The organism is Cellulosimicrobium sp. SL-1 (assembly GCF_011033075.1).
In the GTDB taxonomy this organism is placed as follows: Bacteria; Actinomycetota; Actinomycetes; order Actinomycetales; family Cellulomonadaceae; genus Cellulosimicrobium; species Cellulosimicrobium funkei.
The window spans coordinates 310,749-323,093 of the sequence record NZ_JAACJC010000003.1 but is presented as its reverse complement, the minus strand read 5'-3'; the positions used below and the strand labels follow the sequence as shown (position 1 = coordinate 323,093).

Below are 12,345 nucleotides of genomic sequence, written 5' to 3'. Positions count from 1 at the left end.
GGTCGGTACGCCGGGGTCTGCGCACCGTGCGGCCTCGCGGACCGGGAGGGACCGACGATGATCGGGTTCGGGCTGGCGCTCGCGGGGGTCGCCGCGGCGATCCACGTGTACATCTTCGTCATGGAGTCGCTCACGTGGACGAGCGACCGCACGCGCGCCACGTTCGGCACGTCGCCGCAGGAGGCGGCGGCCACGCGCGAGATGGCCTTCAACCAGGGGTTCTACAACCTGTTCCTCGCGGTGCTCGTCGTGCTCGGCATCGTCCTGTACGCGGCGGACCGGCAGGACGTCGGCCTGACGCTCGTGGTCGCGGGGGCCGGTTCCATGGTCGCGGCGGGGCTCGTGCTCCTCGTCTCGTCGCCGTCGAAGGCGCGGGCGGCGCTCGTCCAGCTCGTCCCGCCCGCGCTCGGCGTACTGGGGGTCGTGCTGGGGCTGACGCTCTGAGCCGTCCCGCGTACCGCGGTGGCCGCGCTCGGAGTCGCGGCCGGGAGCCTGGTCAGCAGGACGCGGCGACGCGCATGGCGCTGAGCATCTCGAGGCGCGACAGGATGCGCTCGCGCTCGGCCTCGAGCTCGTCCCGGTAGCGGCCCTCCGCCGGTTCGACGGTCTCGACGGCCCCGTGGCCCACGTAGGAGCCCGTGCGCCGGGAGTAGCCGTTGAGCTGGCGCTCGACGAGCGTGAGCTCGTGGCCGAGCCGCTCCAGGTGCGGGTCGAGGAGGTCGCTGGTTCTGCTGCGGTCGGTGCCGGACGTCGGTTCGAGAAGGGTGGTCACCCCTCCATCGGAACCCGGAAACCGGGTTTCCGCACGGCGAGACGCTCGTCTCACTTCTCGGCCGCCCGCGACGCGAGACGCGAGGACGGCCTCTCCGCGGGCGCCGGTAGACTGGCCGCGCGCCGTCGTGCGCTCCCCGCTCAGCGCCCACCCGAGGGAAACGATGACCGCCCCCGCACCCCAGGCTTCCGCACGCTCCGAGGCTCGTCCCGCCGCGTCGACGCTCGACACCGTCGAGCACGCCGCCGCCACGCCCGACGAGGTCCAGCCGTTCGCCGAGCTCGGCCTCAAGCCGGACGAGTACCAGCGCATCCGCGACATCCTGGGGCGCCGCCCCACGGCCGCGGAGCTCGCGATGTACTCCGTCATGTGGTCCGAGCACTGCTCGTACAAGTCCTCCAAGGTCCACCTGTCGAAGTTCGGCGCCGCCACCACGGACGAGATGAAGAAGCACCTGCTCGTCGGCATCGGCGAGAACGCGGGCGTCGTCGACATCGGTGACGGCTGGGCCGTGACGTTCAAGGTCGAGTCGCACAACCACCCGTCGTTCGTCGAGCCCTACCAGGGCGCCGCGACGGGTGTCGGCGGCATCGTGCGCGACATCATCTCCATGGGCGCGCGCCCCGTCGCCGTCATGGACCAGCTCCGCTTCGGCGCCGTCGACCACCCGGACACGGCGCGCGTCGTGCACGGCGTCGTGAGCGGCGTCGGCGGGTACGGCAACAGCCTCGGCCTGCCGAACATCGGCGGCGAGCTCGTCTTCGACTCGTCGTACCAGGGCAACCCGCTCGTCAACGCGCTGTGCCTCGGCGTGCTGCGCCACGAGGACATCCACCTCGCCAACGCCTCGGGCGTCGGCAACAAGGTCGTGCTGTTCGGCGCCCGCACGGGCGGCGACGGCATCGGCGGCGCCTCGATCCTCGCGTCGGAGACGTTCGAGGACGGCGTGCCCGCCAAGCGTCCGAGCGTCCAGGTGGGCGACCCCTTCATGGAGAAGGTCCTCATCGAGTGCTGCCTCGAGCTCTACGCGGCGCAGGTCGTGGAGGGCATCCAGGACCTCGGTGCCGCCGGCATCTCGTGCGCGACGTCGGAGCTCGCCTCCAACGGCGACGGCGGCATGCACGTGTGGCTCGACGACGTCCTGCTGCGCGACCCGACGCTCAACGCGGGCGAGATCCTCATGTCGGAGTCGCAGGAGCGCATGATGGCGGTCGTCGCGCCGGAGAAGCTCGACGAGTTCCTCGCCATCACCGCCAAGTGGGACGTCGAGACCGCCGTCATCGGCGAGGTCAACGACTCCGGCCGCCTGACGATCGACCACCACGGCGAGCGCATCGTCGACGTCGACCCGCGGACCGTCGCGCACGAGGGCCCGGTGTACCACCGCCCGTACGCGCGCCCGTCGTGGCAGGACGGGCTCAACGCCCGCACCGTGGCCGCCGACGCTCTCGCCCGACCCGAGAGCGGCGACGAGCTCCGCGCGACGGCGCTGCGCCTCCTCGCGTCGCCGAACCTCGCGTCCAAGGAGTGGGTGACGAACCAGTACGACCGGTTCGTCCAGGGCAACACCGCGCTCGCGCAGCCCGACGACTCGGGCGTGGTCCGCGTCGACGAGAGCACGGGTCTCGGCGTCGCGCTCGCGACGGACGCGAACGGCCGCTACGGCAAGCTCGACCCGCGCACGGGCGCCCGCCTCGCGCTCGCCGAGGCGTACCGCAACGTCGCGACGACGGGCGCCCGCCCGCTCGCCGTGACCGACTGCCTCAACTTCGGCTCGCCCGAGGACCCCGACTCGATGTGGCAGCTCGTCGAGGCGATCGAGGGCCTCGCGGACGCGTGCCGCGAGCTCGGCGTCCCCGTGACGGGCGGCAACGTGTCGCTCTACAACGGGACCGGCGAGCCGGGGCAGATCGACTCGTCGATCCACCCGACCCCGGTCGTGGGCGTGCTCGGCGTGCTCGACGACGTCGCGCACGCCACGCCGTCGGGCTGGCGCGAGACGGGGGAGAGCATCTACCTCCTCGGCACCACGCGTGCGGAGCTCGACGGCTCGGCGTGGGCCGACGTCGAGCACGGCCACCTGGGCGGCGTGCCCCCGCGGGTCGACCTCGCGGCCGAGAAGGCGCTCGCCGGCGTCCTCGTCAACGCGAGCCGCGACGACCTCGTGTCGGCCGCGCACGACCTCTCCGAGGGCGGGCTCGCGCAGGCGCTCCTCGAGGCGTCGCTGCGCTTCGGCGTCGGGGCCACCGTGTCGCTCGACGCGCTGACCGAGCGCGACGGCGTCACGCCGTTCGAGGCGCTGTTCTCCGAGTCGACGGCCCGCGCGCTCGTCGCGGTGCCCCGCGGCGAGGAGTCCAAGCTCGTCGACGCGTGCGTCGCGCGCGGCGTCCCCGTCCTGAAGATCGGCGAGACGGGCACCGAGCCCGGCGCCGTCGCCGAGTCGGGCGAGGCGCTCGAGGTCGCGGGCCTGTTCACCGTCCCGCTCAGCGAGGCGGACGCGGCCTTCCGCGGCACGCTGCCGGCCATCTTCGGCTGACACCCGCTCCACCGACGCCCCGGTCACCACGTGGTGACCGGGGCGTCGTCGTCCGGTCCCGGTCCAGCCCTCGGTCGAGCACGAGGTTGGCGTCGGGACGGACCCCGGAACGACGGCAACCTCGTGCTCGGTGGACGGAGGGGACGGGCGGGTGGGCGGGTTCGGTGGAGATCACCGGGCGGGCCGGTGGGGCGGGTCGCGGCGGCGGGGCGGCGCTGCGAGAGTCCGGGCATGACCTCGGCCACCACGCGCCTCCCGCCCGCGCGCGTCACGACGCGGCGCCGACCGGGCGGCCGACCCCTCACGGTCGTCCTCGCCACGGGCGTCGTCGCGGTGCTCCTCCTCACGCTCGTGCGCATGCTGCCCGACGACGCGTGGACGCCCGTCGCGCAGCTCGTCGGGTTCACGCCGTTCGTCGCCCTGGGCGCCGCCGTCGGGCTCGTGCTCACGCTGCTCGCGCGCCGGTGGCTGCTCGCGGCGCTGCTCGCCGTCTGCGTCACCGTGCAGGCGGTGTGGCTCGTGCCCGCGTTCGTGCCCGGCCCCGCGCCGCCCGACGACGCGGTGACGCTGCGCGTCATGGGTGCCAACACCTGGTACGGCGCGGCGGACGCGGAGGCGCTCGTCGACCTCGTCCGCACCGAGGACGTGCAGGTGCTCGCCGTGCTGGAGCTCACGACGGACCTGCGCGAGCGGCTCGTCGCGGCCGGGATCGAGGACGTGCTGCCGTACAGCGCCGACGGCAAGGTCGGGCGCGGCGCCATGGGCAGCGGGCTGTGGAGCGCGCTGCCGCTCCGCGACGTGGACGTCGAGCCGTTCTCGAACGACGCGATGCCGTCGGCGACGGTGGAGGTCGACGGCGTCCCGGTACGAGTCACCGCGGTGCACCCGATCCCGCCGATCACGGAGTACGTGGACATCTGGCACGAGGAGACGGACGCGCTCGCCGAGCGCGCGCACGGCGACCCGCTGCCCCAGGTGCTCGTCGGCGACTTCAACTCCACCCACGACCACGCGACGTTCCGCCGGCTGCTGGGCGACCGGTTCCACGACGCGTCGCGCGCCTCGGGCGGCGGGCTCGACCTGTCGTGGTCGCCGCGCCCCGGCGTCGTGCCGCCGGTGCTCAACCTCGACCACGTGGTGACCGACCGCGAGAACGTCGTGACCGACGTCGGCTCTCTGCACGTCGTGGGCAGCGACCACCGCGCGATCGTCGCGACGGTGCACGTGCCCCGCCCCTGACGACGACGGACCCGGCGCCACCGGCCGACGAGCGGGCTCGCTCGTCGACGGGTGGCACCGGGTCCGGTGCGGGGCTCCGCGGCCTCAGCCGCGCGCGGTCTCCGGCTCGGTCGCGTCCGGGCCGGTGGTGCCCGGCTCGGTGCCGGCGTCGGGCGCGCCGCCCTGGGCCGCCGGGCCGGTCGACCCGTCGAGGTGGTGCGGGTGCCGGCGCTCGAGCGCGGCGCCCTCCACGTCGACGTCGGGCAGGATGCGGTCGAGCCAGCGGGGGAGCCACCACGCCTTGTCGCCCACGAGGTGCATGAGCGCCGGGACGAGCAGCATCCGCACGACGAACGCGTCGACCAGCACGCCGAACGCGAGCGCGAACCCGATGGGCCGGATCATCGCGCTGTGCGAGAAGACGAACCCGCCGAAGACGGAGATCATGATGATCGCCGCGGCCGTCACCACGGCCCGGCCCGCGCGGACGCCCTGCACGATCGCGACGCGCGCGGGGGCGCCGTGCGCGTACGCCTCGCGCATCCCCGAGCCGAGGAAGAGCTGGTAGTCCATCGCGAGGCCGAACAGGATGCCGACGAGGATCGTGGGCAGGAAGTTGAGGATCGGGCCCGGCGTCTCGACGCCGAACACCCCCGCGAGCCAGCCCCACTGGTAGATCGCGACGACCCCGCCGAGCGCGGCGAAGTACGACAGGATGAACCCGAGCGTCGCGACGACCGGCACGAAGATCGACCGGAACACGAGCACGAGGATGACGAGCGACAGCCCGACGACGACCGCGAGGTAGATCGGCAGGGCCTGCGCGAGCTTCTCCGAGATGTCGATGTTGCCGCTGGCCGAGCCCGCGACGCCGAGCGTGACCTCGCCGTCGAGCGGCTCGAGGGCGCGCAACGCGTGCACGAGCTCCTCGGTGGACTCGCTCGTCGGGCCCTCGGCCGGGATCACCTGGAACGCCGCGACCGTGCGGTCCTCGGACGTCCCGATCGGGGCGACCGCCACGACGTCGTCCTGCGCGAACAGCTCCTCGGCCACGCCCACCTGGTACTCGAGCGCCTCGGCCTCGGTCGGCTCGCCCGGCAGGTCGGCGACGACGAGCAGCGGCCCGTTCGTGCCCTCGCCGAACTCCTCGGCGACGGTCGAGTACGCGCGGTACTGCGTGGAGTCGTGCGCCTCGGACGAGCCGTCGGGCAGGTTGGTCCGCAGGTCGAGCGCGGGCAGGGCGATCACGCCGAGCGCGACGACGGAGAGCAGGGCCGTCCCCACCGCGCGGACGGTCGACATGGGGCGCACGGGCTCCGCGGCGGGCAGGCCGCCCGCGGCGCCCGGCTCCGATGACGCGGTCCCGGCCGACGCGCCCGTCGAGGCGCCCGTCGTCGCGGCGGTCCCGGCGAGCGCGGCGCGCTCGCGGCGGCTGAGGATCCGCGGGCCGATCATGCCGAGGAGGGCCGGCGTGAGCGTGACGGCGATGAGCACGGCGATCGCGACGCACAGCGCACCGACCGTGCCCATGAGGCCGAGGAACGGGATGCCGGTGACGTTGAGCGCGAGCAGCGCGATGAGCACCGTCGCCCCGGCGAACACGACCGCGTTGCCCGACGTGCCGTTCGCGAGCGCGATCGACTCGTGCAGCTCGTCGCCCTGCTTGAGCTGGCGCCGGTGCCGGTTGACGATGAACAGCGAGTAGTCGATCCCGACGGCGAGCCCCAGCATGAGGCCGAGCACCGGCGTCACCGACGACATCTCCACGACCCCGGACAGCGACATCGCGGCGAGGGCGCCGATCCCGACCCCGATGAGGGCCGTGAGGATCGGCAGGCCGGCGCCCACAAGCGTCCCGAGCATGACGACGAGCACGATCGCCGCGACGACGAGGCCGACGGCCTCGCCCACGCCGAACACCTGCGGCACGCCCTGGGCGATGTCGGACGAGAAGTCGGTCTGGACGCCGTCGACCGGGTCGTCGGCGAAGACGGCCACGAGGTCGTCCTTCGTCTGCTGGTCGATGCTCATGTTCGGCTCGGTGAACGTCACGTTCGCGACCGCCGCGCTCCCGTCCGTGGACACGAGGCGGATGTCGGACGCCATGTCGAGCAGGGGAGCGGAGAGCTCGAGCTGCGCGGACTGCTCCTCGAGCGTCGCGCTCTGGTCCTCCAGCGCGGTGACCTGCTGGTCGAGCGTCGTGGCCTGCGACTCGAGCGTGGCGCGGCCCGCGTCGATCTCGGCCTGCTGCGCGTCGAGCTGCGGCGCCGCCTGCTCCAGCGCGCCCGCGGCCTCCGCCTGGGCACGTGCGGCGTCGAGCTCGGCCTGGTCCGCGTCGAGCTGGGCGCGCGCGGCGTCGACCTGCTCCTGCGCGGCGGCGAGCTGCGCGCGGCCGTCCTCGATCTGCTCGCGTCCCGCGGCGATCTGGGTGCGGCCGTCGTCGATCTGCTTCCGCTGGTCGGCGAGCTCCTCCTGCGTCGCGAACGGGTCGACGACCGACGCGACGCCGTCGACCTCCTCCGCCGCGGCGAAGCGGTCCGCGATCGCCGCCTCCTGCTCGGGCGTGAACGGCGCGCCGTCCTCCGTCGCGAGGACGATCGTGCCGCTCCCGCCCGACGCCTCGGGCAGCGCGGTCTGGAGCCGCTCGGTGACGTCCGCGGTGGGGGTGCCGGGGATCGAGAAGCTGCTGGCGAGCGTGCCGCCGAACGCGACGAACGCCGCCCCGGCGAGCACGAGCACCGCGAGCCACGCGGCGAGGACGGTCCGCGCGCGGCGCGCGCACGCGCGGCCGAGGCGGTAGAGGAGTTCAGCCATGAGGATCCTTCGGTGGGAGTCCGGTCCGGGTCCGGCGGGTGTGCCCGGGGTGGCGGGTGCGGTGCTGCGGGAGAGGTGGTCGCGAGGCGGGACAGGGCGGGGAGGGTGCGGGTCGTGTCAGACGGGGTCCGCCCAGCCGGCGCGGATCCGTTCGACGAGGCGGTCGAGCAGGCCGGACCACACCGCGCGCGACGCGTCGTCGTCGGCGGCGCCGGTCTCGGCCCACCAGCGCCGCTGGATGACGAGGACCCCGGCCATGAGTGCGCCCACGAGCATCTCGATCTCGAGCGGGTCGACGTCCGGGTGCCGGCGCGTGGTCGCCGCGACGAGGCGCTCGGCGAGGTGGGTGAAGGTGCGCACGACCATCGTCGTGACGCGCGGCGTGGGCTCGGTCGCGGTACCGCCGAGGGCGCGCGTGAGGTAGGCCATGGGGCCGACGAGGTCCGTGCCGCGCAGCGCCGCGGTGACGTCGTCGAGGGGCGTGGGGCGGTCGGTGCCCGGCTCGGCCGCGCTCGCCCCGAGCGTCTCGACGACGGTGCCCAGCACGTCCTCGCAGACCTCGACGACGACGTCGTCGAGCGACGCGAAGTGGTTGAAGATCGTGCGGCGCGCGACGTCGGCCCGGGCCGCGAGCTCGTCGACGGTGAAGCGCGCGCCGCCCTTCTCCTCCATGAGCGTCGCGGCGGCGGCGACGATCGCACGGCGGTGGCGTGCGCGCAGGGCCGCGCGACGGTCCGGAGCCGCGGCGTCCGGGCCGGGGACGTCCGCGCTCGGCGCGTCCGGGGTCATGGCGTCCGTCGCGGGCGCGGTCGGGCGCTCGGGTCCGGGGAGGAGAGGCACCTCTTGACACTAGGTGCATCGATGCACTCGGTGCAAACGAGGGCCTCGGCTGCTCAAAGTTGACCGATCGAGTCCAGTATGTGGGAAGGTCCCGGCGGTGCGTTGACACCCTCTCCGACCGCTCGTAGGTTCCCGGCAACCGAGGTCCACGGACCCCGGCACAGGACATGGTCATGAGCTCCGACGCGAAGCCCCGGCTCGTCGGACGGCAACCCTCCCGCGCGGCGGGGTGCCCCGGGTGAGGACCAGGTCCCGCGTCGCGCGACCTGCGCGGTGCGGGGCAACACGCGGCGCCCGGAGACGGGCACGAAGGAGACGGACGATGGACCGGCGAGAGTCGAGCACCGCGGTGAGCACCCCGCACGCGCCGACGTGCCCCTGTCCGGTCTGCGCTGCGGCCGTCGTCTCCTGTCCGGTCGGCGCCCCCGCGCGCGTCACCTGTTGTCGCTGACGACGCCCCGCTCCTGACGCCGCGCGCTCCCGCGCGCACGCCCTGACGGGCCTCCCTCCGGCCTCCCCGGCCCCGCCCTGCCGTCCCGTGGCGGGACGACCCTGCCCACCCCCGGCACCCCGCCGCGCCCTGAGCGCGCCGCCGGCGCCTGTCCCAGAACGGATTCTCGCGATGCCCGACCCCCGCCCCGCCCGCACCGTCCACCTGGGCGTCGACCTCACCGACGCCGGTGCGCACCCCGCCGCCTGGCGGACCGTGGGCTCCCAGGCCCAGCGCCTGTTCGACGCCAAGCGCCTCGTCGAGCTCGTGGCCACCGCCCAGCGCGGCCTGCTCGACCTCGTCACGCTCGACGACGCGTTCACCCTCCAGCCGGGTCGCAACGGGTCCGTGCGCGGCCGGCTCGACGCCGCGCTCGTCGCGTCCCGGCTCGCGCCGCGCAGCGCGGGCATCGGCCTCGTCCCGACCGTCACCACCACGCACACCGAGCCGTTCCACGTCTCCAAGGCGGTCGCGACGATCGACCACGTGAGCTCCGGCCGCGCGGGATGGCAGGTCGGATGGTCCACGACCCCGGCCGAGGCCGCGGCCTTCGGGCGCAAGGGCGCCCAGGACGAGCCCGACGCCGTCGCCGAGGCCGACGAGGCGGTCGAGGTCGTCACGCGGCTCTGGGACTCGTGGGAGGACGACGCCGAGATCCGCGACGTCGCGACGGGCCGGTTCGTGGACCGCGAAAAGCTGCACTACGTCGACCACGAGGGCATCCGGTTCGCGGTCAAGGGGCCGTCGATCACGCCGCGCCCGCCGCAGGGCCAGCCGCCCGTCGTCGTGCGGGCGAGCACGCCGGCGTCGCTCGACCTCGCGGCCCGGCGGGCCGACGTCGTGCGGGTCCGCGCGGCGACGCGGGACGAGGCGGTCGCGCTGCGGGCGCAGGTGCGCGACGCCGCCGCGGACGCCGGGCGCGACCCCGACGGGCTGCGGGTCCTCGTGGACGCGTACGTCGTCGTCGGGGACACGCGCGCGAGCGCGCAGGCCCGCCTCGACCTGCTCGAGGACCTCGAGGGCGTCTCGTGGGACACCGACTCGCTGACGCACGTCGGCACGGCGCGCGACCTCGCGGCGACGGTCGAGGAGTGGGCGCACGCCGGTGCCGCCGACGGCTTCCTGCTGCGGCCGTCGTCGCTGAGCACGGACCTCGACGCGATCGTCGACGGGGTCGTGCCGCTGCTCCAGGGCGTGGGCCTGTTCCGCACCGCGTACCCGGGCACGACGCTGCGCGACACGCTCGGCCTCCCGCACCCCGCGAACCGCTACGCGGCGATCGCCTGAGCCCGGACGGACGCGACATGAGCACCCGACCCCGCAAGCAGATCCACCTCGGCGCCCACTTCCCGGGCGTTAACAACACCACCGTGTGGAGCGACCCCCGCTCGCGCAGCCAGATCGACTTCGCGTCGTTCGAGCACCTCGCGCGCCGCGCCGAGGAGGCGAGGCTCGACTTCTTCTTCCTCGCCGAGGGCCTGCGCCTGCGCGAGCACAAGGGCCGCATCCACGACCTCGACGTCGTCGGCCGCCCCGACACGCTGCCCGTCCTCGCCGCGCTCGCCGCCGTCACCGAGCGGCTCGGCCTCGCGGGCACGATCAACACGACGTTCAACGAGCCGTGGGAGCTCGCGAAGCAGTTCGCGACGCTCGACCTGCTCTCCGAGGGCCGCGCGGCGTGGAACCTCGTGACGAGCCCCGACGCCTTCACGGGCGCCAACTTCCGCCGCGGCGGGTACCTGCCCTACCCCGAGCGGTACGCGCGGGCGGCCGAGGTCGTCGAGGTCGCGCGCGCCCTGTGGGACTCGTGGGACGACGACGCCGTGCTGGCCGACCGGATCGCGGGCGAGTTCCTGCGGCCCGGGGCGGTGCGGCCGGTCGCGCACCACGGGACGTACGCGGACGTCGTCGGGCTGTTCGAGACGCCGCGCGGCCCGCAGGGCCACCCCGTCCTGTTCCAGGCGGGCGACTCGGCCGACGGGCGCGACTTCGCCGCCGCGACCGCCGACGTCGTGTTCTCCGCGCACTCGACGTTCGACGCCGGGCGCGCGTTCTACGAGGACGTCAAGGGGCGGCTCGCGGCGCACGGGCGCGAGCGCGACTCCCTGAAGATCCTGCCCGCGACCGTCGTCGTGCTGGGCGACACGCCCGCCGAGGCGGAGGAGCGCGCCCGGGAGATCCGGCTCCAGCAGGTCTCGGGCCCGACGGCGATCGCGTTCCTCGAGCAGGTCTGGGGCCGCGACCTCGAGGCGTACGACCCCGAGGGCCCGCTGCCCGACGTCGACCCCGACACCGAGAACCTGTCGATCACGCGCGGCCGGGTGCGGCACGCGAAGGACCCGGCGGCGGTCGCCGCGGCGTGGCGCGAGCAGGCCGAGGCGAACGGCTGGTCGATCCGCGAGCTCGTCATCCAGGTGACGTCGCGCGGCGGGTTCGTCGGCACGCCGCAGCAGGTCGCGGACGACATCGACCGCCACGTGCAGGAGGACGCCTCCGACGGCTTCATCCTCGTGCCCCACCTCACGCCGGGCGGGCTCGACGACGTCTTCGACCAGGTCGTCCCGCTGCTCCAGGAGCGCGGCTCGTTCCGCACGGAGTACGCGGGCACGACCCTGCGCGAGCACCTCGGCCTCGCCCGCCCCGGCGCGACGCGCGGCGACGGCGAGCCCACGACGGCGCACCCCGCCGAGCTCGTCGGCTGACCGCCGCCGGCACCGCGGCGACCACCGCACCGACCACCCGCACCGACCTCGGAGGACCCATGAGCACGAGCACGCCGACCGCCACGGGCGCCGTGGCCACCGCACCCGCCGACCCCGTCGCGTCCGCGTCGCCCGACGCCGCCGCGTGGGCCGCCTGGCACGCCGACCGCGAGGACGGGCTGCGCCCGCCGCACGGCTGGCTGAGCCTCGTCGCGTACCACGCGCTCCCGGCCGAGCCCGCCGCCCTCCCGGGTGTCCCGGGGCTCTGGTGGGCCGACGCCGACGGCGCGCACCACCGCGCGGACGAGGGCGGCGCCGTCCGGACGACGGGCAGCGCCGTCGGGACCGTCGTCGTCGCGGAGGGCGGGTCGACGCTCGCGGGCACGTTCCTCCCGGACGGCCGGGACGCGGGCGACCCGTCCGACGGCGGCGAGACGCGCGAGGTCGCGGTGGAGGTCGTGCGCCGCACGGGCCGCTACGCCGTCCGCGTGCGCGACCCGCTCGCCCCGGCCCGGACGGCGTTCGACGGCGTCCCGACGTTCGCCTACGACCCCGCCTGGGTCGTCGACGCGCCGGTGCGCTGGTACGACGCGCCGCGGCCCGTCGTCGTCGGCGCCGCCCGGCCCGGCCTCGTGCACCACGTGCGCACGGTCGGCGAGGTCGACCTCGTCGTCGAGCGCGACGGCACCCGGCGCGGCGCGACGCTCGCCCTCACCGGCGCGCCGGGCGGTGCGGTGACGCTGCTCTTCAGCGACGAGGCGGACGGCGTCGCCCCCTGGCGGGTCCTGCGCGTGGACGCCGACGCGGTGCCCGGCACCGCGGGCAGCGTGCGCCTCGACCTCAACCGGGCCGTCAACCTGCCGTACGCGTTCAGCGACTTCGGCACGTGCCCGGCGCCGGTCGAGGGCAACCACGTGCCGTTCGCCGTCACCGTCGGCGAGAGGGCACCCCGGTGACCGCCGTCGCCGCGCGC

General features: G+C 75.0%; 9 protein-coding genes and 1 riboswitch. Of the genes, 6 read left to right on the top strand and 3 right to left on the bottom strand.

Annotated features, from left to right (window positions below; translation table 11 throughout):
* The first annotated feature begins 57 nt into the window (after positions 1-57).
* Positions 58-444: a DUF1304 domain-containing protein gene (locus GWJ10_RS06270; protein ID WP_061267114.1), complete on the top strand. Its 387-nt coding sequence runs from the start codon at positions 58-60 to the stop codon at positions 442-444.
* 52 nt (positions 445-496) lie between these two features.
* On the opposite strand, the gene GWJ10_RS06265 is transcribed toward GWJ10_RS06270, so the two are convergent.
* Entirely contained in the window at positions 497-772 is a 276-nt protein-coding gene (locus tag GWJ10_RS06265) for a hypothetical protein (RefSeq protein WP_021482313.1), read from the bottom strand.
* Positions 773-935: 163 nt separating this feature from the next.
* Between GWJ10_RS06265 and purL the strand changes: the two genes are divergently transcribed.
* Entirely contained in the window at positions 936-3,308 is a 2,373-nt protein-coding gene (gene purL / locus GWJ10_RS06260; protein ID WP_061267112.1) for a phosphoribosylformylglycinamidine synthase subunit PurL, read from the top strand.
* Positions 3,309-3,539: 231 nt separating this feature from the next.
* Positions 3,540-4,547 carry an endonuclease/exonuclease/phosphatase family protein gene (locus tag GWJ10_RS06255; protein ID WP_163186193.1) on the top strand — a complete coding sequence of 336 codons (1,008 nt, stop codon included), beginning with the start codon at positions 3,540-3,542 and terminating at the stop codon, positions 4,545-4,547.
* Between the two features lie 84 nt (positions 4,548-4,631).
* Here GWJ10_RS06255 and GWJ10_RS06250 read toward each other — a convergent pair whose 3' ends face one another.
* Together GWJ10_RS06250 and GWJ10_RS06245 are read right to left on the bottom strand one after the other, a co-directional pair.
* The gene (locus GWJ10_RS06250) at positions 4,632-7,340 is read right to left on the bottom strand and encodes an MMPL family transporter (protein ID WP_163186190.1); all 2,709 of its coding nucleotides are present in this window, start codon (positions 7,338-7,340) and stop codon (positions 4,632-4,634) included.
* 117 nt (positions 7,341-7,457) lie between these two features.
* Positions 7,458-8,180, bottom strand: coding sequence for a TetR/AcrR family transcriptional regulator (locus GWJ10_RS06245; RefSeq protein WP_241005683.1), 723 nt, complete (start codon positions 8,178-8,180; stop codon positions 7,458-7,460).
* 169 nt (positions 8,181-8,349) lie between these two features.
* A riboswitch (SAM riboswitch) is annotated at positions 8,350-8,457 on the top strand.
* Between the two features lie 345 nt (positions 8,458-8,802).
* Between GWJ10_RS06245 and GWJ10_RS06240 the strand changes: the two genes are divergently transcribed.
* From GWJ10_RS06240 to GWJ10_RS06230, 3 genes are read left to right on the top strand one after another with little or no spacing between them, the layout of a single operon-like run.
* Positions 8,803-9,957: an LLM class flavin-dependent oxidoreductase gene (locus tag GWJ10_RS06240; RefSeq protein WP_043657610.1), complete on the top strand. Its 1,155-nt coding sequence runs from the start codon at positions 8,803-8,805 to the stop codon at positions 9,955-9,957.
* Between the two features lie 17 nt (positions 9,958-9,974).
* On the top strand, positions 9,975-11,372 hold the full coding sequence (locus tag GWJ10_RS06235) for an NtaA/DmoA family FMN-dependent monooxygenase (protein ID WP_163186184.1): 1,398 nt from the start codon (positions 9,975-9,977) through the stop codon (positions 11,370-11,372).
* A gap of 59 nt (positions 11,373-11,431) precedes the next feature.
* Positions 11,432-12,328 (top strand): DUF1684 domain-containing protein, encoded by an 897-nt coding sequence (locus GWJ10_RS06230; protein ID WP_163186181.1) that lies wholly within the window; start codon positions 11,432-11,434, stop codon positions 12,326-12,328.
* Positions 12,329-12,345 lie beyond the last annotated feature (17 nt).

Bases quoted from the DNA above. Each gene is read 5' to 3' on its own strand.
- GWJ10_RS06270 (WP_061267114.1), top strand. From the start codon at position 58: ATGATCGGGTTCGGGCTGGCGCTCGCGGGGGTCGCCGCGGCGATCCAC.
- purL (WP_061267112.1), top strand. From the start codon at position 936: ATGACCGCCCCCGCACCCCAGGCTTCCGCACGCTCCGAGGCTCGTCCC.
- GWJ10_RS06255 (WP_163186193.1), top strand. From the start codon at position 3,540: ATGACCTCGGCCACCACGCGCCTCCCGCCCGCGCGCGTCACGACGCGG.
- GWJ10_RS06250 (WP_163186190.1), bottom strand. From the start codon at position 7,340: ATGGCTGAACTCCTCTACCGCCTCGGCCGCGCGTGCGCGCGCCGCGCG.
- GWJ10_RS06240 (WP_043657610.1), top strand. From the start codon at position 8,803: ATGCCCGACCCCCGCCCCGCCCGCACCGTCCACCTGGGCGTCGACCTC.
- GWJ10_RS06235 (WP_163186184.1), top strand. From the start codon at position 9,975: ATGAGCACCCGACCCCGCAAGCAGATCCACCTCGGCGCCCACTTCCCG.
- GWJ10_RS06230 (WP_163186181.1), top strand. From the start codon at position 11,432: ATGAGCACGAGCACGCCGACCGCCACGGGCGCCGTGGCCACCGCACCC.